The organism is Roseateles toxinivorans, from assembly GCF_004362525.1.
GTDB classification, from domain to species: domain Bacteria; phylum Pseudomonadota; class Gammaproteobacteria; order Burkholderiales; family Burkholderiaceae_C; genus Paucibacter; species Paucibacter toxinivorans.
The window spans coordinates 1,127,636-1,151,794 of record NZ_SNXS01000001.1; the positions used below are offsets into that span (position 1 = coordinate 1,127,636).

Sequence of the window (24,159 nt, forward strand, 5' to 3'; positions counted from 1 at the left end):
CAGGGCCGCCGGCTCCCGGTCGGGTCCAAGCTGAGCGACGCGCTCAGATGCAGCATACTGGGCGCATGAGCAAACTAGCCGATCTGCGCAAGAGTTACGAACTGGGCGAGCTGGACGAAGCCAAGGCGGCCAACGAACCGCTGAAGCAATTCCATCTCTGGCTGGAGCAGGCCCTTGCGGCCGAGGTGCCCGAGCCGAATGCGATGACGGTGGCCACCGTCGGTGCCGACGGCCGCCCCTCCACCCGCATCGTGCTGATCAAGGGATCCGACGAGCGCGGCATCGTCTGGTACACCAACTACGACAGCCGCAAGGGCCGCGAGCTGGCGCTGCACCCGTTTGCCGCCCTGCAGTTCCATTGGGTGGAGCAGGAACGGGTGGTGCGCATCGAGGGCCGGGTCGAGCACACCACGGCCGAGGAGTCCGACGCCTACTACCAGTCCCGCCCGCTGGACTCGCGCCTGGGCGCCTGGGCCTCGCCGCAAAGCCAGGTGATCAGCTCGCGCGCCGTGCTGGTGGCCAATGCCGCCAAGGCCGCTGCCCAGCACGGCCTGCACCCGCCGCGGCCTCCGCACTGGGGTGGCTTCCGCCTGGTGCCGGAGCGCTGGGAGTTCTGGCAGGGGCGCAAGTCGCGCCTGCATGACCGGCTGGTGTATCGGCAGCAGGATGGTGTGTGGGTCAAGGAGCGGCTCGCTCCCTGACCACCCGGCCCAGACTCCGTCCGGGCTCAGAACCTCAGCTGCACCCCGGTCTGCAGGCTGCGCCCGGGCAGCGGCGACAGGCCCCGCATCTGCAACATCGAACTGGAGCTGTAGGCCAGCGCGTTGTTCAGATTGTCCAGCTTCAGGAACCAGGTGGCGTCGCTGCTGCCCAGGCTGAACTGCCGCGTCAGTGCAGCCTTCAGCATCGTGTAGCCGGCCGTGGCCTGGTCCTGGGCGTTGACGCGGTTTTGTGCGTTCGCACGCCGCAGCTCCAGCTTCATCCCCCAGGGTCCGTGTCTTCCCTCAAGGGCGATGCCGGCACGCAGCGGGGCCAGGCGGGGCAGCGGCTCGCCGCTGTCCAGATTGCGGCCGTGCACGGCGTCGAGCTGGCCGCTGATGTCGAGCTGCCAGTCGCGGCCGGTCAGTGACTCGGGCAGGCGGTGGCGGGCCTCCAGCTCGAAGCCCTGCAGCGTGGCGCGCACCGCCTTGAAGCGGTACTCGGGCGTCTCGCTGACGCCGCCCTCCTCGTTCGGCATGCTGACCATGGCACCGGTCGCATCCAGCGCAATGAAGCTGGCGAAGCGTGTGCTGAAGACCTGGGCACGCACCAGGCTGTGGCCCTGCTGCCACTGCAGGCCCAGATCAACACCACGGGCTCGCTCCAGGCCCAGATTCGCGTCGCCGATCTCGAAGCTGCCGGTGGCCAGGTGCAGGCCATTGGCATAGAGCTCGTAGTAGACCGGTGCGCGCTGGGTGCTGCTCAGATTGGCGCTCAGCGACCAGTGCTCATCAAGTCTGTAGCCGGCGCTCAGGGAGGCGCTGCGGGGCGCAAAGCTGCGGCTGCTGGCGGCACCGAAGCGGGGTTCCTCAACCCCCGCCTCGTCGCCCAGCGAACTGACCTTGACGCTTTCTGCACGCAGGCCTGCACCCAGGCTCAGGGCGCCTTCACTCCATTGCTCCAAGCCGAACAGGGCACTGGAGCGGGTGCGGGTTGAGGGCACAAATGCCTCCGCGCCCAGGGCCGAGAAGTCGCTGTTGTCGAGCTGCAGCCCGAACAAGCCACGCACCGCGCCCAAAGGTGCGTGCTCGAGCTCGAGCCGACCATTGCTGCCGCGGCTCTTGAAGGTCGTGCCCACCTCGCCGCTACCTTCAACCTCCTGATGCTGATAGCGGGTGCGGCTGGCCTGCCAGCTCAGGCGGCGCAGCGGCGCCCGCTCATCCCGCCATTCACCGGCGGTGGCTAAACGCTGGCTCTGCATTCGAATGGTCACGTCGGGCTCCATCGTGATGCCATAGGTGTTGCGGTAGTCGTCCACCGACACACCCGCATAGCCCTGGGCAAAGGTCGCCGAGGCGCCCAGCGCACCGCCACGCGCTTCGGATGCGGAATTGCGCACCCGGCTGCTGGGCGCCAGCGTTTCGCCATCGATGACGCCGCTGAAGCGCGGCACGCGCAGGTCATTGCTGCGGCGGTCGAAGGCATCGGCATGCAGGGCGAATGCCTTGTTGCCGGCCTCCACCAGCACCGAGCCGCTGCGCTCGTTGGCGGCGCCGCCCAGACGCAGCTCGCCCTGGCCGCTGAGGCCGCTCAAGGCCGTTTTCGGGATGCGGTTGTCCAAGGTGTTGACCACGCCACCGACGGCGCTGCCGCCGTAGAGCAAGGCGGCCGCGCCGCGCAGCACCTCGACCCGCTCTATCACCAGCGGGTCGATGGGCAAGGCATGGTCGAAGCTGAGGCTCGACGCATCGACCGAGGCGCCCGAGTTGCTGAGCATGCGCACGCGGTCACCATCGAGGCCGCGTATCACTGGGCGGTTGCTGTTGGGTCCGAAATAGCTGGACGACACGCCAGGCTCCTCGGCCAGGGTCTCACCGAGGCTGCTGCCACGCTTGAGCAACAGTTGCTCGCCGCTGAGCACGCTGGCCGGCGGACTCAGCTCGTTGTTGCGCAGTGGGTTACCGGTGATCAGCACCGGCTTCAAGGTTGATACGGCGGCGGCGTCGCCGACCTGCGCCAGGGCGGGCACGCTCAATAGGCAAGCCAAGCTCAGCAGGCTGAGGCGGGGAACAAAACTCGTCATGACAGAAACTCCATGGCGGCGGCCCGCGCGCAGCGATGTGCGCTCGCAAGGCAGCGGCCAACAAGAAAGGCAGCCAACCCGAGGCCGGCGAACGGCCACCTGGGTCAGGAAGGGATCAGCGGGGGTTTGTCAGCCCAGCGCGGGAGGTGCGCGGGCGGGGCTGCGCCAGAGCGGCGCAGGATGGGCCGTGGCCAGACGTATCAGCGTCTGCAGGCCTTGGGGCGCGATGGCGCCAAATTGTAGGCTCTGGGCGGTCAACCCATCGCCATGGCACAGCTGGTCGAACAGCTGGCATTGGATGCTGTGCTCGGCATGGCCGGCAAAGTCACCCGATGGCTGAGCTGCCGCCTTCAGCGCCAGCAACGCGGTGCCGGCCTGGGCGTGAACGACTCTGTGGGCCAGGCCCAGCCCCTGGCTGCCCAGCAGCGCCGCGCACAGCAGCAGCGCCCACAGCCAGGAGGGCTGCGTGCGGTGTTGCGTGCCTCGGCGCCTGGCGGACATCGTCACTCGGTCGCCTGCGCGTCGGTGACGCGGTAGAACATGCCGTACGGGTCGGCATTCAGCACGGCCATGCGGCCTTCGACCACCACCGGCTCCAGGGTGTACTTGACCGGGTTCCTGGTCTTCACCTCGACCAGGCCTTCCGGGCCGGCCGGCACGCAGAACGAGCAGCTGGTCGGCACCGAGGACAGCAGGAAGTGGCGCTGCTTGTCACCGGGCTCCAAGGGCAGCATGAAACCCTGGATCTTCACCGTCTGGTTGTTCAGTGCCTGCAGCGGCTTGGGAAACTCGGGAATCAGCTTGTTCTTCTCGGCCTTGGTGGTGACCGAGCTCAAGAGCTGCCAGGAGACGATGCCTTCACGCTCCTGCAGCGGCTTGATCGGGCTGCGCGGGTCGTGGTAACCGGGGCCCTGGCCGACCGGCGCCTGGGCCTGCGCCTGGCCCGCCAACAGGCTGGCGCCCAGCGCGGCGACGACGAGCATTTGCTTGAGCTTGCGGTTCATGATCGTTCCATTCCTACAAAAAACCTCAGCGCGGCGTCTGCAGCAGCTGCGTGACGTCGAGCCGGAAGGCGGACCAGGCCGGCAAGGCCGCGCTGAGCAGGGCCAGCAACACGGCCAGCGCCGGCACACTCCATTCCCGGACCGACCACCAGCCACCGGTGACCATGATCGACTGCTGCGCGGCCAGGATCAGCCCCAGCCCATGGGTCAGGCCGTGGCCCAGTGCCAAACCCAGCACCGTCGCCACAACGCCCAAGCATAGCGCCTCGGCGGCCACCAGGCCGGCCACCCGTGCGGGGGGCGCGCCCAGCATGCGCATCATCGCCAGATCGTTGCGGCGCTCGCGCACCGCATGCAGCATGGCCACGAACACCGACAGCCCCGCGGCCAGCAGCAGCAACACACCAAAGCCGCGCAAGACCTCGGTGCCGGCGCCGACCATGCGCAGCAGCCGCGCCGTCTCCAGCGCCGGTGCCGCTGCCTGCAGACCCGGCTGGGCGTTCACCCAGCGCGGCAGCATCGCCGCACCCAGCGGGCCACGGTAGCTGACGAGTGCCATGGTGATCTCACGCCTGGCATCAAGTTCGGCGTCGACATGGTCGTCATCGTGTTCGTCACCATGCTCATGGACGGCCCAGACCGACTCCAGACCGGTCAGCACCAAGCGGTCAAGCACGGTGCCACTGCGCGCCAGCACACCGACGACCGTGTAGCGACGGTCTTCATGGGCATCGCCCTGCCCCGCCAGACCATGGGAGCTGGCGAACTGGGCGCCGACGGTCAGGCCGCTGCGCTGGGCCGCTTCGGCGCCCAGAACGGCCTCCAGCGGTGCCTGCCAGACGCGACCGACCGCCGGCTTCGCCTGGTAGAGATCCAGATACTCGGGCGTGCTGCCCACAATGCGGTAACCCTGCAGGCTGTCGCCCAGCGACAACGGAATCGCCCGCGCCACCAGGGGCTGCTTGCGCAACAGCTCCAGCGTCGCCAGCGGGATATTGCCGGTGGGCACGTCCAGATGGAACACGCCGGCCAGCATGATCTGCATCGGGCTGCCCTTGGCACCGACGACCAGATCGATGCCGGCCAGATCGCGCGTGACGGCCTGCTCGACCTGCTCGCTGACCAGGATCACGAAGCTGATCGCTCCCAGCCCCAGGCTCAGCAGCAGCAGATTCAGCGCCGCCGTCAGCGGCTGCGACCACAGATAGCGCCAGGCCAGCGCGATCAGGCGGAACATGCTGGCGCCCTGTTCAACTGCAGCAACTGCGCATCCGGCAGCGCCTGGCTCACCCGCGCATCATGGGTGGCCAGCACCAGCGTGGCACGGCTCAGCGCGGCGAGTTCGATCAGCAGGCGCAGCGCCTCGGCCGCAGCTTCATCGTCCAGGCTGGCCGTGGGTTCATCAGCCAGCAGCAGGCTGGGGCCGCGCAGCACCGCCCGCGCCAGCGCCACCCGCTGCGCCTGGCCGACGCTGAGCTGATGCGGGCGGCGAGCGGCCAGGCCTTGCAGGCCCAGGCGCTCCAGCACCTCCGCAATGCGTGCCGGCTGCACCGGCTCGCCAGCGCACACATAGGGCAGGCCGAGGTTGTCGCGCACGCTCAGCGCCTCGCTCAGATGCAGGCGCTGCGGCACAAAGCCCAGATGGGCGCCGCGCCAGGCGTCGCGCTGGCGTGGCGCCAGCGCGCCGACATCGATGCCATCGACGAACACCTGGCCGGCCGTCGGCGTCAACAGCCCGGCCATCAAGGCCAGCAGGGTGGATTTGCCCGCACCCGAGGCACCACGCACCAGCAGCGTGCAGCCGGCCGAGGCGCTCAGATCGGCAAAGCTCAGCGTGGGTCCGTTGCGATAGTCGTAGCGCAAGTCCTTCAGTTCGATCACGTCTCAGCCCTTGCGAAGATGGGCCTTGAAGGTCTTGCGGAATTTCTCGACCTTGGGCGCGACGACGAAGGCGCAATAGCCCTGCTCCGGATGCTGGGCAAAGTAGTGCTGGTGGTAGGCCTCGGCCGGCCAGTAGTTGGTTTCGACCTGCAGTTCGGTCACAACCTTGCCGCCATGGGCCTCCTGGGCCTCGGCCCACACCTCGCGCGCCACAGCCTCCTGCTCCACGCTGTGGAAGTAGATGCCCGAGCGGTACTGCGTGCCCACGTCATTGCCCTGGCGGTTCAGGGTGGTCGGGTCATGGATGTTGAAGAAGATCTCCAGCACCGCGCGCAGAGGGATCTGGGCCGGGTCAAAGCGCACCCGCACCACCTCGACGTGGCCGGTATGGCCCGAACACACTTGCTCGTAATTGGGCTGGACCACATGACCATTGCAGTAGCCGGACTCGACACCCAGCACACCCTGCACCTGCTCGTAGACGGCCTCGGTGCACCAGAAGCAGCCTCCACCGAGGGTGATCGTTTCGGCGGCTTGTGGTTCGCTCATGGCTGCATCTCCTTGCAATTGTTCAGGCGGCAGCATAGCGATGTCTTGTTGCTCAATGTTTCTCCAGCGACAAGACCACACGCGGCGTCCAGTTGGCCTTGGCCTCATCCTCTTCGGCCGCGGCGCGCAGCTTGGGCGCGGCAAGGAACAGGCGCGCATTGGGCAGGCCGCTGGCGATCAAGGCATCACGCACCGCCACGCCGCGCGCCAGCGCCAGCGCGCGGGCCGACTCGGCCGTGACGAGATGGCAGGCCCTCAGCATCGCCTCCGTCTCCGGCAGCGGCAGGTCTTTCAGCAGGCCGACCAGATTGCGCGGCCGGCCGGGGATGTCGCTGTTCTTGTAGAGCACCCGCAGCAGCCGTTCGCGGTCGCCCGGCGTCAGACTCGGCTCCTGCTGTGCCGCCGCCGCCCCGGCCGCAGTCTGGGCGCGCTGCAGCTCACGCCGGCGCTCGGCGAGCAGGCGTTGCTCCAGGTCAGCCGCCTGGATCGCATCACGTTCGGACTGCGGATCGGCCGCGCCGGTCACCGTCATGCTCAGGCCGGGCCGGTCCTGCAGGGCCTTGGCGACCTTGGCCAGCGTCGCCTGGCCCTGCTCGCTCAGCACCGCGCTGCCCGGCAGGAACTCGGCATAGCTCAGGTCCGGCCCACCGCCGCCCATCAGCAGCGAGAACGGAGAGGTCAGCGCCTTGCCCAGCAGATTCAGTATCAGCTTGAGGACAATGCCGCTGACGCTGAACTGCGGGTCATTGACCGAGCCGCTGACCGGCAGGCGCACGTCGATCACGCCGTTCGAGTCCTTCAGCAGCGCCACCGCCAGCAAGACGGGCAGCTTGGTCGCATCGGGGCTGTCCACCCGCTCGCCAAAGGTCAGCTGGTTGAGGATCACCTGGTTGCTGGCCTCCAGCTTGCCATCGGCCTGGATACGGTAGTTCAGATCCATCGACAGCTTGCCGCGCTCGATCGCATAGCCGGCGTACTTGGCCGCGTAGGGCGTCAGCGGCGCCAGCTCCAGATCGCTGGCCTTGGCGGCGATGTCCAGCATCAGCGGCTGGGCGCTGGGGTTGAGGCGGCCGGTGATCTCCAGCGCGGCCGTGCCGGCCACGGTGCCACGCAGCTCCAGCGCCGCCATTTCGGTGCTGTCCGAGCTGAAGGCGCCGAGGCTGCCCTGCAGATTCGTGATGTCGGCGCGGTAGTTGGGCCGCACGAACTGGTCGCTGAAGTCCACCCGGCCCTTCAGCAGCCGGGTGCTGGCCACGCTGAGCAGCAGCGCCGGTGCAGCCGTGGCCTCGGCTGCGCTTGCGGATTGGGCAGCAGGAGCTGGCTCGTGCACCACCCTGACCTCGCCCAGATTGAAACGCCCCTGCTCGCTGACGGCCAGCCGGGCAAAGAAGTCGCTGAGGCTCAACTCGGCAATATCGAGCTTCGGTGCAGTGCCGGGCTGCAGCGCAAGCTTCAGGCCTTTCAGGCTCAATGCCTGCCAGTTCAACAGGTCTTCGCCGGTGTGGCGCTGGGTCAGCTTCAGATCACCGAGCAACGCATCGCCATCGGCACTGGCCTGCAGGCCCCCGCCCGGCGCCAGGCTGACGGCAAAGTCGCCGCGGTAGCCGAGGTCGCCATGCTGCAGGCTCAGGCGCAGCTCGCGCTCCAGATAGCCGTCCAGCCCCTGGATGGGCAGGCGGTCGAGGCGCAGGCTGCCCTTGGCGGCCAGCGGCTGCAGGCCCAGGCTGCCGCGCCAGTCCAGGCTGCCCGTCTCCGTGGCTGCGGCAACGGCCTGCCCGGGCCGCAAGGGGCCGATCCGTGCCTGCAGGCGCAGCGGCGCCATCGCGCCGGGCTTGCCGCCCAGGTTCAGCTCCTGCAACTCCATTCGCAGGCCGTCCAGCGCATAGCGAACCGGCAGGTCATCGATGCCGTCGCCCGCCTGCGCGTCGCTAAAGGCCAGGCGCCCGTCCTCGACACGCAGCGTCATCAGTTGCACGGCCCAGGGGGTGGCGGCCGGGGCCGATGCTGCTGTAGCGGATGGTGCGGCCGCCCAGCGTTCGACATTCCAGCCACCGCTGCCGGCCCGCTCCAGGCGCGCGCTGGGCGACTTCAGGCTCAGCGCGCCGATCTGCAGCTGGCGCGAGGCCAGGTCCACCCGGGTATCGGCCAGCTCCAGGCGCTTCAAGCCCAGGACCGGCGCCGTGCCGTCCAGGGCCTGGAAGTTGTCGAGGTTGGCCTGCTGGATCTCCAGGCCCAGCTTGGCCTCGCCACCGGCAGGTTGCATCCAGCTCAAGCGCGCCTGCACACCCAACTGGCCCTGCAGCTTCAGCGGCGTGGCCTGTTGCAGATAAGGTGCCAGCCAGGCGAGTTGCAGGCCCTGCAGCTGCGCCTCGATCTGCGCGCCGTCGGGCTTGATCTGGCCCTGGGCCTTGAAGTCGGCGGCGGCGGCGGCTTTGGCGGCCGAGGCCAGCCGTCCCGACAGCTGCAGGCCGGCCTCGGCGGCCAGCGGATAGGCAAGGCCCTTCAGCTCCAGCGCCCACTGCTCGACATTCAGCGCCGCGGCCGGGCCGCCGGCCTGGTCGCGCCATTGCAGCGCCCCCTGCTGCAGGGCGAAACGGTCCAGGCTCAGTTGCCAGCCGGGCTCGGTCTTGTTGGCGGATGGGCCAGCGGCAGCCTTCGCACCTGAGCCCGGCAGCTTCAGCTCACCCGAGCGCAGCCGCAACAGGCTCAGGCTGGGCGCCTCCCACCGCAGCTCGCCGAACCGCGCCAGTTGGCGCAGCGGTTGCACGTCCTTGAGGCTCAGATCCAGCCGCTTCCATTCAAGCCAGGGCTGGTCATCGGCATGAGCCAGGGCCCAGTCGCTCAGCTGCAGCCGCCCTCTGAGGCTGATCTTCGGCGCCGCCTTGTCGGCCTGCGCGAAGTCCAGCTCCAGATCGGTCGTCACGCGGCCTTGCAGCAGCTTGATCGGCAGGCCCTTGGGCAGATAACCGAGATAGGGCCGCAGATCGAGCGCGTCCAGATGCAGTTTCAGGCTGGTTTCGTGACGCGCATCAAAGGGCGTGGTGATCGCGCCGGAATCAAAGGCGACGCCATTGAGCACACCGGCCAGCCGCGGCTGGACCTTGGCCTTGATATGGGTGTCCAGGTTCGACAGAAAGGGCAGGTCCAGCGAAAGCCGGCTGAGTTCGTGGCCTTGACCAACGGGCCTGTCGTCGAGCAGCAGCCTGCCCTCGCGGAGCTGCAGGTTGTAGAGCGCAAATTGCGCGGGTTTATCGTCGGGCGCGGGCGGCGGGCCTGCTTGCAGGCGCTGCAGCAAGTCGTCGATGCTGTAGCGGCCCTCGGCGAGGCGCGCCAGGCGCAACAGCGGCCGCTCCAAGGTCAGCGCCTCCATCACGGGCGCGCGATGCCACAGACTGGTCAGCGACAGATTCACTGCCACCCGTTCGATCTCCAGCAGCGGGGCATCACCGGCCGCGGCGCCGGCCACCTGCAGTCCTTGCAGGGTCAGCTCCATGCGCCAGGGCACGAAGTCCATTTGCTGCACCGTGACCGCGCGACCCAGGGTCTGCGCCAGCTGCGGCAACACCTGTTGCCGCAACATCCAGGGTAGCAGCCAGATGCTGGACAAGACCAGCAACAGCAACACAACAATGGCCGCTGCCCCGGCCTTCCACGCACCACGCCAAATTCGCAAAAACAGCTCCAAGCAAGGATCAGATATCAAACTGTACCCCGGCGGATGGCGAGACCTGCACCTCGAAGCAAGCAGGCGAAAGCTGCAACAAAGGTAAGCGGCGGTACGTCGGCCACCTGGCACACCGGGCTGAGCTATCAAGGGCCGGCTACATCCGGATGCAGGGGACCATGACGGCACCAGGACAATCAGGCGCCCCTCCCCATCACCGGCCCCTTACCTCAATGAATGCCTTGCTCGAAGCGCTTGCCCTGCAGTCTCTAAAGCCCTTCATCTCCGCACTGCTGCTGCCTCCGATTCCGTTCCTGATCCTGCTGTCGCTGGCGGCGCTGCTGCTGTGGCGCAAGCATGCGGCGGGCTGGCTGCTGGTGCTGTTCAGCGCGACAGGTTTGTGGCTGAGCCAGAGCGAGGCCGCCGGACAGGGTCTGGCGCGGCTGCTGTTGCCCCCGCAGCCGGCGCTTGATGTCGATGCCCTGGCCGCCCTCAGCAAGGACACGCAAAGCAGAAAGACCCTCAGCATCGCCGTGCTGGGCGCCGGCACCCAGCCCTATGCGCCGGAGTATGGGGTGGCCAATCTGAGCGCGCATTCGCTGGAGCGCCTGCGCTACGGCCTGTGGCTGGGCAAGCGGCTGGGTGCGCCGGTGGGCTTCTCCGGCGGGCTGGCCCAAGGGGCCAGCGACGATGACACGCCGGAGGCCCTGGTGGCACAGCGCATCGCCAGCCAGGAGTTCGGCCGCAGCCTGCAGTGGGTCGACCCCTATGCCAAGGACACCCATGAAAACGCGCTGCGCAGCCTGGTCCTGCTGCGCGAGGCCGGTGTGCGCAAGGTGATCGTCGTCACACACGGCTGGCACATGCCGCGGGCGCTGAAGGCCTTCCAGGCGCTGGCCGGCAACGAGATCGAGATTGTTGCCGCGCCCATGGGCATGGGCGTCTCGGCCAAGGTCAGCAGCCAGCGCTGGTTGCCCTCGGCACAGGGCGGACAGACGGTGCGCCTGGTTCTGAAGGAATGGATGGGATCTCTGTCAGGGGCCTGAGTGGCCGCAAATCTGCAGCCGATAACTCCAGCACATAACTGCAGCCCATAAACGACGAACCCCTCTCGACCGAAGTCGGGAGGGGTTGGACGGCTTACGCCGTCATTGGGGCTCCAGGTCATTGCCCTGGGGCTCCTGCCGCGCAGAGACTGCGCCAGCGGATAGGCCTGCATCGCAGGTAGTGGAAGAGTAGGCGAGCGAACTCCCGGCTTCAAGCCAGGATGGTCATTTTTTTGACATCAGCGCGTCAAACAGATGGGCCACCCGTTGCTCCACCTCGGCCGGCATGGTGATCGTGCGGCCCCATTCGCGCGTGGTCTCGCCGGGCCATTTATTGGTGGCGTCCAGCCCCATCTTGCCGCCCAGGCCGCTGACCGGCGAGGCGAAGTCCAGGTAGTCGATCGGCGTCTGCTCGACCAGCGTGGTGTCGCGCACCGGATCCATGCGGGTGGTGATGGCCCAGATCACTTCCTTCCAGTCGCGGATGTCGACATCGTCATCGGTGACCACGATGAACTTGGTGTACATGAACTGACGCAGAAAGCTCCACAGGCCGAACATCACCCGCTTGGCATGGCCCGGATAGGCCTTCTTGATCGAGATCACGGCCATCCGGTAGCTGCAGCCCTCGGGTGGCAGATAGAAGTCGACGATCTCAGGAAACTGCTTTTGCAGTATCGGCACGAAGACCTCGTTCAAGGCCACGCCCAGGATGGCCGGCTCGTCGGGCGGCTTGCCAGTGTAGGTCGAGTGGTAGATAGGGTCCTGGCGTTGGGTCAGGCGGTCGATCTGGAACACAGGGAACCAGTCCTGCTCGTTGTAATAGCCGGTGTGGTCGCCGAACGGCCCCTCCATCGCATGCAGATAGCCGCCCTTCTCCTTCAGCTGCACACCCGCTTCGCTGCGGCCGGTGAAACCGGGTTCGGCCACCGGGATATGGCCCTCCAGCACGATCTCGGCGCTGGCCGGCACCTGCAGCATCACGCCCGCCTCGCCGACGCCGCTATTGACCAGCTCGGTACGGCTGCCACGCAGCAGGCCGGCGAACTGGTACTCGGACAGGCTGTCGGGGACCGGCGTGACCGCGCCCAGAATCGTTGCCGGGTCGGCGCCCAGCGCCACGGCAATCGGGAACGGTTTGCCGGGGTTGGCCAGCGCGAAGTCGCGGAAGTCCAACGCCCCGCCTCTATGTGCCAGCCAGCGCATGATGACCTGGTTGCGGGCGATCACCTGCTGGCGGTAGATGCCCAGGTTCTGCCTGGCACGCGGCACCGGAATTGACTGCGGCCCGCGGGTGATCACCAGGCCCCAGGTGATCAAGGGCCCCGCGTCGCCGGGCCAGCAAGTCTGCACCGGCAGACGGCCCAGATCGACGTCCGGCCCGGCGAACACCTCATCCTGGCAGGGAGCCTTGCGCACGACCGAGGGTTTCATGTCCCACAGCGCCTTGGCCATCTGCAGCAGCTTGCCTGCGTCTTTCAGGCCCTTGGGCGGCTCGGGTTCCTTGAGGCTGGCCAGCACACGGCCGACGTCGCGCAGTTCGGCCAGGCTGTCGGCCCCCATGCCCAGGGCCACTCGTTTGGGGGTGCCGAACAAATTCGTCAGCGCCTTGATGCCGGACCCCCTAGGTTGTTCAAAAAGCAGCGCCGGACCCTCGGCACGCAGCACGCGGTCGCTCAGCGCCGTCATCTCCAGGTGAGTCGCCACTGGCTCTGCAATCCGGCGCAATTCGCCCATGGCCTCCAAATTCGCCATGAAGTCACGCAAATCTCGGTATTTCATACTTATTAGTTATTAAGAAGACCAGTCTAAAGCTTGACTCGTTATTTTTGCTCTTTAGAATCCGCCCAAGCCCAGACTTGACTGGGGTTAACCCGTGCGACCTCTGCTAGGAGGAGGAAGCGCAACGCTGCCGATGGACGCTGTGTCCCGAGTGCTGCCTGGCCATCTTGGCCCAGCCTGCGGAGTACAGCCCATTATCACTGGCGGGTCTTGAAGCGTGGACATGTTCACGAACAGAGACCTGCCCAGAGAAGAAAGGAGTCGCATGACAGCGCGTCGAAAATTGTTTGCCCTGATGGAGGACGTCGGTAGTGCCTCCTCGGTGTTCGTCAAGGACATCGCCCAGGGATTGCTGGTCGTCAGCCACAACACCCTGGCCCTTGTGGGTCTTGGCGTGGTGGCCCTGCTGATGACCATCACCAGCCAGCACGATCTGCGTCACCGCATCGAGACCCAGGCCCTGGGCTGGTTGAACGCCCGCCAGGAAGCCCGTGCCGAGGCCGATGGCGATACCTTGTACGCGGTCAATGAGCCGGATGCCGTGGCCCGTGCTACCGCCTCCAACCCCAAAGATCTGCCGCGCCAGCAGGCGGCTGTCGCGCATTGGCTGGCCAAGCGCTACAAGGTGGCGCCCGAGCCGATCAGCCGCCTGGTCCAGGAAGCCTGGAGCGTAGGCCAGCGGGCCCGCGTCGAGCCGACACTGATACTGGCCATCATCGCCATCGAGTCCAGCTTCAACCCGTTCGCCCAGAGCCCCGTGGGCGCGCAAGGCTTGATGCAGGTGCTGACCCGCGTCCATGACGACAAGTACACCGCCTTTGGCGGCAATCTGGCCGCCTTCGACCCGATCACCAATCTGCGCGTCGGTGTGCAGGTGCTGAAGGAGTGCATTCAGCGCGCCGGCGGCGTCGAGGAAGGCCTGCGCTACTACGTCGGCGCGGCCAACCTGACCGAAGATGGCGGCTATGCCGGCCGCGTGCTGGCCGAGCAGGAGCAGTTGAAGGCCGTGATGCAGGGCCAGGTGCCACGTGCCGCACCGCCGCGCGAACTGATGGCCGCCAACGAGCAGAACGCCGCCGGTGACCAGCGTCTTGCGCTCGCCCGCTGAGCTCCTCCGCTACACTTCCAATTCTGCGCAACTGGCGATACGGGCCGCAGGCCCGAAGGTGGACCACCACCGGGAAGCGCGAACAGCTGGGGAGGGTCTCCAGCTGGTTTGATGCCGTTCGCCTGGGCCGCCCTCCGCTTCCGACGCATGCCGCCGGTGCGCGGCGCCAACCCTAGACCAACGCCAACACATCATGTTTGATCGCAACACCTCTACCCTCGCCAATGTGGACCCCGAGTTGTGGGCCGCCGTCCAGCACGAGAACCAGCGCCAGGAAGATCACATCGAGCTGATCGCCTCGGAGAACTACACCTCGCCGGCGGTGATGCAGGCCCAGGGCAGCCAGCTGACCAACAAGTACGCCGAGGGCTATCCGGGCAAGCGCTACTACGGCGGCTGCGAGTATGTGGACGTCGTCGAGCAGCTCGCCATCGACCGCGTCAAGCAGCTGTTCGGCGCCAACTACGCCAATGTGCAGCCCAACTCCGGCTCGCAGGCCAACCAGGGCGTGTTCTTCGCCCTGCTGCAGCCGGGCGACACCATCATGGGCATGAGCCTGTCCGAAGGCGGCCATCTGACCCACGGTATGGCGCTGAACATGAGCGGCAAGTGGTTCAAGGTCGTCAGCTACGGCCTGAATGCGCAGGAAGACATCGACTACGACGCGATGGAAGCCACCGCCCGCGAGCACAAGCCGAAGCTGATCATTGCCGGCGCATCGGCCTTCAGCCTGCGCATCGACTTCGAGCGTTTCTCAAGGATTGCCAAGGAAATCGGCGCCTACTTCATGGTGGACATGGCCCACTACGCCGGCCTGATCGCCGCCGGCGCCTATCCGAACCCGGTGCCCCACGCCGACGTGGTGACCTCGACCACGCACAAGAGCCTGCGCGGCCCGCGCGGCGGCATCATCCTGATGAATGACGAGGCGATTGCCAAGAAGATCAACAGCGCGATCTTCCCCGGCATCCAGGGCGGCCCGCTGATGCACGTCATCGCCGGCAAGGCCGTGGCCTTCAAGGAGGCGCTGACGCCCGAGTTCAAGGCCTACCAGGAACAGGTGGTCAAGAACGCCAAGGTGCTGGCCGACACGCTGACCGAGCGCGGCCTGCGTATCGTCTCCGGCCGCACCGAAAGCCATGTGATGCTGGTCGATCTGCGCCCCAAGAACATGACCGGCAAGGAGGCCGAGGCCGTGCTGGGCCTGGCCCATATGACCTGCAACAAGAACGGCATCCCGAACGACCCGCAAAAGCCCATGGTCACCAGCGGCATCCGCCTGGGCACCCCTGCGATGACGACGCGGGGCTTCAAGGAGGACCAGGCACGGGCCACCGCCCACCTGATCGCCGACGTGCTGGACAACCCGCATGACGAGGCCAACCTCGCCGCCGTGCGCGCCAAGGTGGCGGCACTGGCACGCCAGTTCCCGGTCTATGGCTGATCGCGGCCGAAGCTGACACCGGCGCCCCATGCGTTGCCCCTTCTGCAGTCACCAGGAAACCCAGGTCGTCGAGACCCGGGAAGGTGACGAGGGCGACGTGGTACGCCGGCGCCGGCGCTGCCTGAGCTGCGACAAGCGCTTCACCACCTATGAGCGCGCCGAAATCGCGCTCCCGGCGGTGGTCAAGAAAGACGGCACGCGGGCCGAGTTCGAGCCCGCCAAGCTGCGCGCCTCGATGCTGCTGGCGCTGCGCAAGCGCCCGGTCAGCATCGAGCAGATTGACGCCGCCCTGGCCCGCATCGAAGAAAAGCTGCTCGCCAGCGGCGCCCGCGAAATGCCCTCCACCAAGCTCGGCGAGCTGGTGATGCGCGAACTCAAGCGCATCGACAAGGTCGCCTACGTCCGCTTCGCCTCGGTCTATCGCAGCTTCGAGGACGTCGATGAGTTCAGGCAGCTCATCAGAGACATCTAACTCCGTAGTTGCCCTCTCCCCCTTCTTGGGGTGGCCCGCTCCCCCCTCGGTGGGAGCGCTGATTTCGGACCGTTCTCCTACAGTGAACCCATAGGCAATCAAGCCGGTTCACAGGGGGCAAAAATGGGCAACAAGCACAACGTTCGCGGTGTAAGTCTGATCGAGTCCTTGGTGGTGATGGCCGTGACCGCCATCATGAGCAGCGTCGCCCTGCCGAGCCTGGACAAGGCCCGCACCCAACGCCACCTCGAAGGCGCGGCCGAGCAACTGAAGTCCGATCTGTCCTACACCCGCGGCCTGGCCGTGTCACGCAACGAGACCCTGCGCGTCAGCTTCTCGGCCACCCAGGGTGGCAGCTGCTACATCATCCACGCCGGCACCGCGGCCGACTGCACCTGCACCGCCGACGGTGCGGCCGTTTGCAGTGCCCCACGCGAGATCCTTCGCGTCGTCAAGCTGGACGCGGGCACCAAGGTCAGCTTCCAGACCAACTCCCGCTCGCTGGCTTTCGATCCGCAGCAAGGCACGGTGACGCCGACGGCGACGATGAAGGTCAAGGCGGCAAGCGGCGACGAAATCCACCAGATCATCAACATCATGGGCCGTGTGCGCACCTGCTCTCCGGGCGCCAAGGCATCTGGTTACAAGTCCTGCTGAACCGCCCCCTGAACACGGGGGGCGCCGACCAACGGCGCAGGCGGCGCGACGAGCGGCAAAACCGGCCAAACCGGCAACGGCCCTTGACCCCGACAATTCGTGAACCATGCACGCCATCCCGAACTCCCCACGCAGCCGCTCCGGCTCGGACGGATTCACCCTCGTCGAGCTGATGATTGTGGTGATCGTGGTGGGCCTGCTGGCGGCCGTGGCACTGCCCTCCTTCGTCGATTCGATACGCAAAAGCCGCCGCGCCGACGCCTTCGCGGCGATTGCGGCTGTGCAGCAGGCGCAGGAGCGCTGGCGCAGCAGCCATGCCAGCTATGCCACCGAACTGGGCAATACCTCGGAGACGGTGGAGCCCAATGGCCTGCGCCTGACAGGCACGTCCACGGGCGGCTACTACACGCTGGCGTTGAGCAATGTCAGCTCGACCAATTACACCGTGACGGCCACTGCCATCTCGGGCAAGTCGCAGGCCCAGGACGGCAGCTGCAAGCTGCTGGCCGCGCGCATGCAGGGCGGCAATCCGAGCTATGGCTCCGGCGCTAGCTCGACCGACTGGGCGGACCCCGGCAAATGCTGGGCCAAGTGATGACCATTATGGCCAGGCCCCGCCACCCCCACGGCTTCACGATGGTCGAGCTGATGATTGGCCTGATCATCCTCGGAGTGCTGGCCGCCGTGGCCCTGCCGGCCTTCCAGGACTTCAGGCTGGTGCAGCGGCTGAAAGCCATCAATGCCCAGGTTGTCACAGATATGCAGTTCGCGCGGGCCGAGGCGGTGAGCCGCAACACCTTCATGCGGGTGTCGTTTCGCAATAACAGTGCGATGACCTGCTATTCCCTGTACATCACGACGGACGCCGTGGGCAACACCCGCCGCTGCGATTGCCGGCTCGGCGCCGGCAGCGCCTGCCCCGAGGGCGCCACCGAGGTGCGGACGGTGCAGATCCCGGCCTCAATGTCCGTCAGCGTCAGGCCGGCTTTCGCGGTGTCCGCTTTCGCCTTTGATCACGTCACCGGCACGATCGCCGCGGTGAATACCGACACCGGCTCGCAGGTACTCGACAGTTTCGACATCGTGAGCGAAATCGACACCTCTCGCCAGCTGATCACAACGATTGGTCGAACCGGCAGACCTACCGTCTGCGGAAGTAACCCGAACCTTGGATCGCCGACATGTTGACGGCTCGCCGATCCAGCCTGGTGCATCCATCGCAGCGCGGCCTGTCCGTCGTCGAAATGATGGTCGGCCTGACCATAGGGCTAATCGTCGTCGCGGCCGCCTCCCAGGTGGTCGTTACCCAGCTCAATGAAAACCGCAAGCTGCTGGTCGAGATGCAGGTGCAGCAGGACCTGCGCGCCACCGCCGACATCATCACCCGTGAGCTGCGCCGCGCCGGCGCCTGGAACGCGGCAGAGAACGGTGTTTGGTTGGACGGAGGAACGGTGCAGACCAATGGTTTCCGTCAGGTCAGTCCAGAAACAAACGGCTCTGAGGCGGCCTACCGGTACAAGCGGGACCTGGGCGACAGCGGCGGCCCCTACGGATTCAAGCTCCAGGATGGCAGCATCAGAACCCGCTTCGGCGACGCCTGGCAGGAGCTGACCGACGGCCGCAGCCTCAAAATCACCAGTTTCACGATCACGCAGCGGTCCGACCCGGCGCTGACGCTGCCCTGCGCCAAGCTCTGCGACGACGGCACGACGAACTGCTGGCCGACAATCCAGTCGCGGGTCTATGAGGTCAGCATCGCCGCCGAGGCCGTCAGCGACGCCAGCGTCAAACGCAGCATCCGCAGCATGGTCAAGCTGCGCAACGACCTGGTGGGCCTCAACGACACCAGCGCCACCGTCAAGGCCTGTCCACTATGAGGCGCCGGCACGCCCCTGGCCGCGCCGGCCGGCAGCGGGGTCTGGCGGCCCTGGTGGTCGTCACCGTGCTTTTCATCGTCACCTCGCTGGTGGCCGCCTACACCAGCCGCAACCTGGTTTTCGAGCAACGCACCGCGGCCAACCAGTACCGCTCGACCCAGGCGCTGGAGGCGGCCGAGGCCGGTGTCGAATGGGCACTGGCCCAGCTCAACAGCGGCGTCATCACGGCCAACTGCCAGCCCAGCACCAATCCGGCCCAGACCAGCTTCCGCAACCGCTATTTGAACATCGACGGCAGTGACGGCAGGATCACGCCGCGTGTAGGTGCCTCGGGTACTGCGCTGTGGCCCAGCTGCGTGTCCAGCGGCTCTGGCTGGACCTGCGACTGCCCCACCGACGCCGAGCCCAACCTGACCGCTCCGACGGGCAGCGACGTGTTCCCTGCCTTTCGCGTCAGGTTCATCACCGTCGCCCCCAACGCTGGCGGCCTGCCAACCCGGCCCGGCGTGGTGCGCATCGAGTCGAATGGCTGTACACGCCTGGACAACGGCTGTCTCAACTTCCCGTCGCAGGCCGCCGAGGGCGAGGGCAGGGCCACCGTGTCGGTGCTGGTCGCCCTGGCCAGCGCTCTGCCAAGCAAACCGGCGGCGCCATTGACGGTGCGCGGCAATCTCGCCGACACACTGGCCCTGAGCGTCAGCAATGGCGATCTGGCATCGGGCGGCATCACGATTCAGGCCAGTGGCACGGCCAATCCCAATGCGACGGGGCGCAGCATCAGCAGCGTGCCCGGCGCACCGCCCAGCCGGTCCGTGATTGCAGGCGACACGACGCTGACGGCCAACGCCAACCCGCCGGGACTAGGGGCCGATCTTAAGACCGGCCTGTTCACCCAGACCTTCAACGCCTGGGCCAACAGCTACAAGGACCAGGCGGCCACGCTGGTCGTCAACTGCGGCGACGCCGGCTGCAGCGCCACCGACATCCGCAACAAGGCCCTGCTGAACCCCGGGCGGCCGCTGTGGCTGCAAGGCCATCTGCTGCTCGACAGCGGCGTCGAGATCGGCAGCGCCAGCGCGCCAGTGCTGCTGCTCGTCACCGGCAATGCCGATGCGGCGGCCTCGGTGACGGCCACCGCCGCCGCCGCCGTTCGCGGCCTGATCTACCTGCAGGACCGACTCGTCGTCAACAGCACGACGCCCGGCAACAGCTGGACCGACAGCGCCGGCGTGACGCTGCAGGGCGCCTTGATCAGCGAAGGTGACCTGGGCGGCACCGGTTCGCCGACCTTCGCCTACGACGCGGCCATCCTGAACCGCCTGCGCCTGGCCAGCGGCTCCTTTGTGCGCGTGCCGGGCGGCTGGAAGGATTTCAAATGAGGCGCACGCCGACCTCGATGGCCCAGGCGGGCATCTCGCTGATCGAGGCCCTGGTGGCCCTGGCCGTGATGGCCTTCGGCCTGCTCGGAGTCGTCGGCCTGCAGGCGACGATGCGGCAGAACGTCGATGTGTCCAAGCAGCGCTCCGAGGCGGTGCGTCTGGCCCAGGAGTCGATCGAGACCGCGCGCGGCTTCTCGGTGCTGGTCGCCCCCGAACCCGAGGAGGGCGCGACGGCGCTGCGCTCCTACGCCACCCTGGCCGAGCGCGACTCGCCCAATACCGGCTACACCACCAACACCGAGTACACGGTGACGCGCACCGTGACCGCCACGGCCGAGCCGCGACTGACCTCGCTGCTGGTCGAGGTGAGTTGGACCGACCGGCTCGGCGACCGGCAGAAGGTGCATCTAAACACGGCGATCGCCGGCATCTCGCCGGAGACGGCGGGCTCGCTGGGACTGACACCGGTGAATGGCAAGCCGATGCGCCAGCCACTTGGGCGCCACGCCGCCATACCCGCCGCCGCTGTCGATGCCTCCGACAAGCGCAGCAGCACCTTTGCCCCGGCCGCCGGCGTGGCTTGGGTGTTCAACAACGCGTCGGGCATGATCACCGCGATCTGCGTGCCCACGCTGGTCTGCACGCCGGCCAACGCGCTGCTGCTCAGCGGTTTTGTGGTGTATGCGGCGGCGCCCACGCCGGCCGAGGCCGAGACACCTACCGCCACAGCGATCGGCGTCGATCTGCAGGTCGTAACCACGGCGCCGACGGCCGCCAACGTGGCCTGCTATTCGCAGGCCTACTCCAACTTCATTGCCTACTTCTGCGCCTTGCCGGTGGAGCCGACCAGCACGCCGCCCCTGGCCTGGTCGGGCCGGCTGGAGCTGATCAGCTCGGTCGCCCTGCCCATCGCGACGACGGTGACCGAGGTTTCGGCCGCCAAGTACCGGGTCTGCCGCTACACGCCGACCGCCAGCGACACGCCGCCCAACGGCAATATTGGCCACCCGCTGAACTACAGTCTGGTTGATGGTCCGTTGACGCAGCAGAATTTCCTCGTCATCCGTGCTGGTGACGGCGCGACTGCCCTCTCCTGTCCTGCCGACGACACGGGCACGCCCTACATCAATGGCAATACGTGGCAGCACCAACCGCATCTTTGAAGTGCATTCGACTGCCCCATTTGGGTTTGATGCGTCGCGACGCGGAGGTTCTTTATGGCATTGGATTGCGCCCTGTCGGCAATCTTTACATCGAACCTGCCGCACGCCGCACGATGCTGGCTAAGTCATTGTATTTGAAAGATTTTTTATGCTGGCTCAGCAATTGCTTTACCCAATGTGAATGAACCGAAACTAATCTCTGTCGTTGAGGAGCGAAATATGCATATCAAAAATTTTTTGGGTCTCGCCGTTCTGGGTACTGCGATGTTCAGCGCAGCACAGGCCGCGCCGGTTCTGGAGGACAAGACTCGCGCCGGTTTTGAAGCAAGTCTGTCAGCAAAGAGCGGGGATGGCTTTGAAAGTGTCGCTGTTGGAACCGATGGCGTGGCAAGTTCGTTTCAACTGATCGGCTTGAATGCCTCAGCAAGCTTGCGTGGCACCTCCCAGACGTTTGCCGGCCGGCCGCCGACAACGCTGACCGGCCGTATCAGCAATACGGCAGCCGATGGACGCTACAACACGACGCCCAATGGCTCTCAATGGTGGGAATCGGCGCTTGACTTCACGGTAATGTTCGGTGGTGCCACGCAGGCCTTCGGCTTCAATCTGATCGATTTCCAGGACTTCGGCGGCACGCTGACACTCGACTTCCTGCGCGCCGACAGTTCGCTGCTGGCTTCAGAAGTCGTGGCCACCCCAACTGACAGTGGCAATGGCAATCTGGAATTTGTGGGCGCATTTGACAAAGACGCGGAAATGTATGGCGTACGCTTCTCGATCAAGCAGTCCAGCAGCGACTTCACCGAGTTTGATTGGCTGGGATTTGACGACCTGGTGATAGGCAGCCGCGCACCCCGCACCGATGTGCCGGAGCCCGGTTCGCTGGCCCTGGTGGGCATCAGCCTGCTGGGCTTGGCCGCGGCACGCCGCAAGGCTCGTCGCTAAGCGCCTCGGCTGATCATCATCGTGCCGCGGTGCGCCGCGGCCCGTCTCAAAGGCCTCCGTCGGAGGCCCTTGGCATTTCAGAGACCGGTGCGCCCCTGCCCTAGACTTGCGCCATGCAAGCCACTCCCGAACGACTCGACGCCGAGACGGCCATGCGCCAGGCTCTGGCCCTCGCCCACCAGGCCATAGGCCTCAGCGACCCCAACCCCCGCGTCGGCTGCGTTATCGTCGATGAGCAGGGCCGGCTGCTGGGCCAGGGCCACACACAGGCGGCCGGCCAGGCGCATGCCGAGGTGATGGCCCTGCGGGATGCCCAGGCGCTGGGCCACGATGTCAAGGGCGCTACTGCCTATGTCACGCTGGAGCCCTGCTCCCACCATGGCCGTACGCCGCCCTGCTGCGACGCGCTGATCACCGCTCAGCTGGCTCGCGTCGTCGTGGCCTGCGCAGACCCGAACCCGCTGGTCGCAGGCCAAGGCACGGCGCGGCTGCGCGCCGCTGGGATCCAGGTTGACGTTGGATTGCTGGGCGACGAGGCGCGAGAGCTGAACATCGGCTTTTTCTCGCGCATGCAGCGTGGCAGGCCCTGGGTGCGCATGAAGGTGGCCAGCTCGCTGGACGGCCGTACCGCCCTGCTCAATGGTGTCAGCCAGTGGATCACCGGCCCCACCGCACGCGCCGACGGACATGCCTGGCGCAAGCGCGCCGGTGCGGTGCTGACCGGCGTCGGCACCGTGCTGGAGGACGATCCTCGCCTGGATGTCCGCCTGGTCGAAACCCCGCGCCAGCCGTTGCGCGTGATCGTCGATTCGCGACTCGAGACGCCGCCCACGGCGCGGATCCTCGACGCCCCGGGCGAGGTGCTGATCTATCACGCCGACCACGCCGATGCCGGGCGCGCCAAGGCCCTGAGCGACCGTGGCGCCACGTTGATGGCCAAGCCAGGCCCGAGCGGCAAGGTTGACCTGCATGCCCTGCTGCTGGACCTCGGGGCGCGTGGCATCAACGAGCTGCATGTCGAGGCCGGCCATAAGCTCAACGGATCCTTCGTGCGCGAAGGCCTGGTGGACGAGTTTCTGCTCTATCTGGCGCCCAAGCTGATGGGCCAGGGTCGCGAATTGGCGGCTTTCGGCCCGCTGGAACGCATGGATCAGGTGCTGAACCTGGCCTGGCACGGTGTCGATCGCGTGGGTGAAGACCTGCGCATCCTGGCACGCCCCATCGCGCAGCCTTGAATCGAATGTCCCGGCCTGCCCGGGACAACCCTCACCCCGCCTACAATCCCGCCCATGCCCATCTCCCCTATTCCCGAGCTGGTGGCCGAGCTGGCCGCCGGCCGTATGGTCATTCTGGTTGACGAAGAAGACCGCGAAAACGAAGGCGACCTCGTCATCGCCGCCGATCACATCACGCCCGAGGCGATCAATTTCATGGCCCGCTTCGGCCGTGGGCTGATCTGCCTGACCCTGACCCGCGAGCGCTGCGAGCGGCTGCAGCTGCCGCCGATGGCCACACGCAATGGCACCAAGCATGGCACGGCCTTCACGGTGTCGATCGAGGCAGCCACCGGTGTGACCACCGGCATCTCGGCCGCCGACCGGGCCCGCACCGTGCAGGCAGCGGTGGCCAAGCATGCGCAGCCCAGCGATCTGGTCCAACCCGGCCACATCTTCCCGCTGCAGGCCCAGGACGGCGGCGTGCTGATGCGCGCCGGCCATACCGAAGCCGGCTGCGATCTGTCTCAGATGGCCGGCCTGTCGCCCACCTCGGTGATCTGCGAGATCATGAAGGACGACGGCACGATGGCCCGCCTGCCCGATCTCGAGGTCTTCGCCCAGGAGCACGGCCTGAAGATAGGCACCATCGCCGACCTGATCGAGTATCGCAGCCGCAATGAGTCGCTGGTGCAGCGCGTGGCCGAGCGCCCGCTGCACACGGCCCAGGGCGTGTTCGCCAGCACCGTGTTCAAGGACCGCACCGGCGGCGTCCACATCGCGCTGACCAAGGGCCACTGGTCCGACGATGAGGAGGTGCTGGTGCGCGTGCACGAACCCTTCTCTGCGCTGGACCTGCTGGACAGCGGCCGCTGCCATCACTCCTGGCCCCTGCCCAAGGCGCTGGCCACCTTGCAGGCATCCGAGCGCGGCGCGGCCCTGCTGCTCAACTGCGGCGAAGAGGCGCAGGCGCTTCTGGCCCAGTTGCAGGCTCCCGACGATGGCGCACCACAGGCCGGCAGCATGGACCTGCGCACCTATGGCGTCGGCGCGCAGATCCTGCGCGAACTCGGCATCTCCAGGATGAAGCTGCTCGGCAGCCCGCGGCGCATGCCCAGCATGACGGGCTATGGCCTGGAAGTGACCGGCTTTGTTTCCGCCGACTGATACGCTGAACAACAAGAAAGACAGG

Annotated in this window: 22 protein-coding genes and 1 riboswitch; of the genes, 14 read left to right on the forward strand and 8 right to left on the reverse strand. The window is 66.8% G+C overall.

What is annotated here, in order from left to right:
• Nucleotides 1–65: 65 nt before the first annotated feature.
• On the forward strand, nt 66–701 hold the full coding sequence (gene pdxH, locus DES47_RS05015) for a pyridoxamine 5'-phosphate oxidase (protein ID WP_133699524.1): 636 nt from the start codon (nt 66–68) through the stop codon (nt 699–701).
• 26 nt (nt 702–727) lie between these two features.
• Here pdxH and DES47_RS05020 read toward each other — a convergent pair whose 3' ends face one another.
• The 7 genes from DES47_RS05020 to DES47_RS05050 form a co-directional block, all read right to left on the reverse strand.
• Nucleotides 728–2,782, reverse strand: coding sequence for a TonB-dependent receptor (locus DES47_RS05020; RefSeq protein WP_133699525.1), 2,055 nt, complete (start codon nt 2,780–2,782; stop codon nt 728–730).
• Between the two features lie 129 nt (nt 2,783–2,911).
• A complete protein-coding gene (locus tag DES47_RS05025; protein ID WP_133699526.1) occupies nt 2,912–3,283 on the reverse strand; it encodes a hypothetical protein in 372 nt (123 codons plus the stop codon).
• Between the two features lie 2 nt (nt 3,284–3,285).
• The gene (locus DES47_RS05030; protein WP_133699527.1) at nt 3,286–3,786 is read right to left on the reverse strand and encodes a DUF3299 domain-containing protein; all 501 of its coding nucleotides are present in this window, start codon (nt 3,784–3,786) and stop codon (nt 3,286–3,288) included.
• 25 nt (nt 3,787–3,811) lie between these two features.
• Complete coding sequence (locus tag DES47_RS05035; protein ID WP_133699528.1) at nt 3,812–5,023, reverse strand: ABC transporter permease; 1,212 nt, start codon at nt 5,021–5,023, stop codon at nt 3,812–3,814.
• The gene (locus DES47_RS05040; RefSeq protein WP_133699529.1) at nt 5,011–5,667 is read right to left on the reverse strand and encodes an ABC transporter ATP-binding protein; all 657 of its coding nucleotides are present in this window, start codon (nt 5,665–5,667) and stop codon (nt 5,011–5,013) included. The genes DES47_RS05035 and DES47_RS05040 overlap by 13 nt, the downstream gene beginning before the upstream one ends.
• Before the next feature lie 3 nt (nt 5,668–5,670).
• Nucleotides 5,671–6,216: a peptide-methionine (S)-S-oxide reductase MsrA gene (msrA, locus tag DES47_RS05045; protein WP_133699530.1), complete on the reverse strand. Its 546-nt coding sequence runs from the start codon at nt 6,214–6,216 to the stop codon at nt 5,671–5,673.
• A 52-nt stretch (nt 6,217–6,268) separates the two neighbouring features.
• Complete coding sequence (locus DES47_RS05050) at nt 6,269–9,889, reverse strand: DUF748 domain-containing protein (RefSeq protein WP_133699531.1); 3,621 nt, start codon at nt 9,887–9,889, stop codon at nt 6,269–6,271.
• 224 nt (nt 9,890–10,113) lie between these two features.
• Between DES47_RS05050 and DES47_RS05055 the strand changes: the two genes are divergently transcribed.
• Entirely contained in the window at nt 10,114–10,926 is an 813-nt protein-coding gene (locus tag DES47_RS05055; RefSeq protein ID WP_208114902.1) for a YdcF family protein, read from the forward strand.
• 225 nt (nt 10,927–11,151) lie between these two features.
• Here DES47_RS05055 and DES47_RS05060 read toward each other — a convergent pair whose 3' ends face one another.
• A complete protein-coding gene (locus DES47_RS05060) occupies nt 11,152–12,708 on the reverse strand; it encodes a UbiD family decarboxylase (RefSeq protein WP_133699533.1) in 1,557 nt (518 codons plus the stop codon).
• 265 nt (nt 12,709–12,973) lie between these two features.
• On the opposite strand from DES47_RS05060, the gene DES47_RS05065 reads away from it, so the two are divergent.
• From DES47_RS05065 to ribBA, 12 genes are all read left to right on the forward strand, one after another.
• Entirely contained in the window at nt 12,974–13,816 is an 843-nt protein-coding gene (locus tag DES47_RS05065; RefSeq protein WP_133699534.1) for a lytic transglycosylase domain-containing protein, read from the forward strand.
• Between the two features lie 17 nt (nt 13,817–13,833).
• Nucleotides 13,834–13,951, forward strand: a riboswitch (ZMP/ZTP riboswitch).
• A gap of 58 nt (nt 13,952–14,009) precedes the next feature.
• Nucleotides 14,010–15,260, forward strand: a complete 1,251-nt coding sequence (glyA, locus tag DES47_RS05070) for a serine hydroxymethyltransferase (protein WP_133699535.1) — start codon at nt 14,010–14,012, stop codon at nt 15,258–15,260.
• Between the two features lie 28 nt (nt 15,261–15,288).
• Complete coding sequence (gene nrdR / locus DES47_RS05075; RefSeq protein WP_133699536.1) at nt 15,289–15,732, forward strand: transcriptional regulator NrdR; 444 nt, start codon at nt 15,289–15,291, stop codon at nt 15,730–15,732.
• A gap of 123 nt (nt 15,733–15,855) precedes the next feature.
• A complete protein-coding gene (locus DES47_RS05080) occupies nt 15,856–16,389 on the forward strand; it encodes a GspH/FimT family pseudopilin (protein ID WP_133699732.1) in 534 nt (177 codons plus the stop codon).
• Between the two features lie 106 nt (nt 16,390–16,495).
• Nucleotides 16,496–16,984 carry a type IV pilin protein gene (locus DES47_RS05085; protein WP_133699733.1) on the forward strand — a complete coding sequence of 163 codons (489 nt, stop codon included), beginning with the start codon at nt 16,496–16,498 and terminating at the stop codon, nt 16,982–16,984.
• Nucleotides 16,969–17,577 (forward strand): GspH/FimT family pseudopilin, encoded by a 609-nt coding sequence (locus tag DES47_RS05090; protein WP_133699734.1) that lies wholly within the window; start codon nt 16,969–16,971, stop codon nt 17,575–17,577. The genes DES47_RS05085 and DES47_RS05090 overlap by 16 nt, the downstream gene beginning before the upstream one ends.
• Complete coding sequence (locus DES47_RS05095; RefSeq protein ID WP_133699537.1) at nt 17,571–18,266, forward strand: PilW family protein; 696 nt, start codon at nt 17,571–17,573, stop codon at nt 18,264–18,266. The genes DES47_RS05090 and DES47_RS05095 overlap by 7 nt, the downstream gene beginning before the upstream one ends.
• Nucleotides 18,263–19,645 carry a pilus assembly PilX family protein gene (locus tag DES47_RS05100; RefSeq protein ID WP_133699538.1) on the forward strand — a complete coding sequence of 461 codons (1,383 nt, stop codon included), beginning with the start codon at nt 18,263–18,265 and terminating at the stop codon, nt 19,643–19,645. Before DES47_RS05095 ends, DES47_RS05100 begins: the two co-directional genes overlap by 4 nt.
• A complete protein-coding gene (locus DES47_RS05105; RefSeq protein ID WP_133699539.1) occupies nt 19,642–20,808 on the forward strand; it encodes a type IV pilus modification PilV family protein in 1,167 nt (388 codons plus the stop codon). Before DES47_RS05100 ends, DES47_RS05105 begins: the two co-directional genes overlap by 4 nt.
• A gap of 219 nt (nt 20,809–21,027) precedes the next feature.
• Complete coding sequence (locus tag DES47_RS05110; RefSeq protein WP_133699540.1) at nt 21,028–21,753, forward strand: PEP-CTERM sorting domain-containing protein; 726 nt, start codon at nt 21,028–21,030, stop codon at nt 21,751–21,753.
• Nucleotides 21,754–21,866: 113 nt separating this feature from the next.
• Nucleotides 21,867–22,988 (forward strand): bifunctional diaminohydroxyphosphoribosylaminopyrimidine deaminase/5-amino-6-(5-phosphoribosylamino)uracil reductase RibD, encoded by a 1,122-nt coding sequence (ribD, locus tag DES47_RS05115; RefSeq protein WP_243748162.1) that lies wholly within the window; start codon nt 21,867–21,869, stop codon nt 22,986–22,988.
• Nucleotides 22,989–23,042: 54 nt separating this feature from the next.
• On the forward strand, nt 23,043–24,134 hold the full coding sequence (gene ribBA / locus DES47_RS05120; RefSeq protein WP_133699541.1) for a bifunctional 3,4-dihydroxy-2-butanone-4-phosphate synthase/GTP cyclohydrolase II: 1,092 nt from the start codon (nt 23,043–23,045) through the stop codon (nt 24,132–24,134).
• The last annotated feature ends 25 nt before the right edge of the window (nt 24,135–24,159 follow it).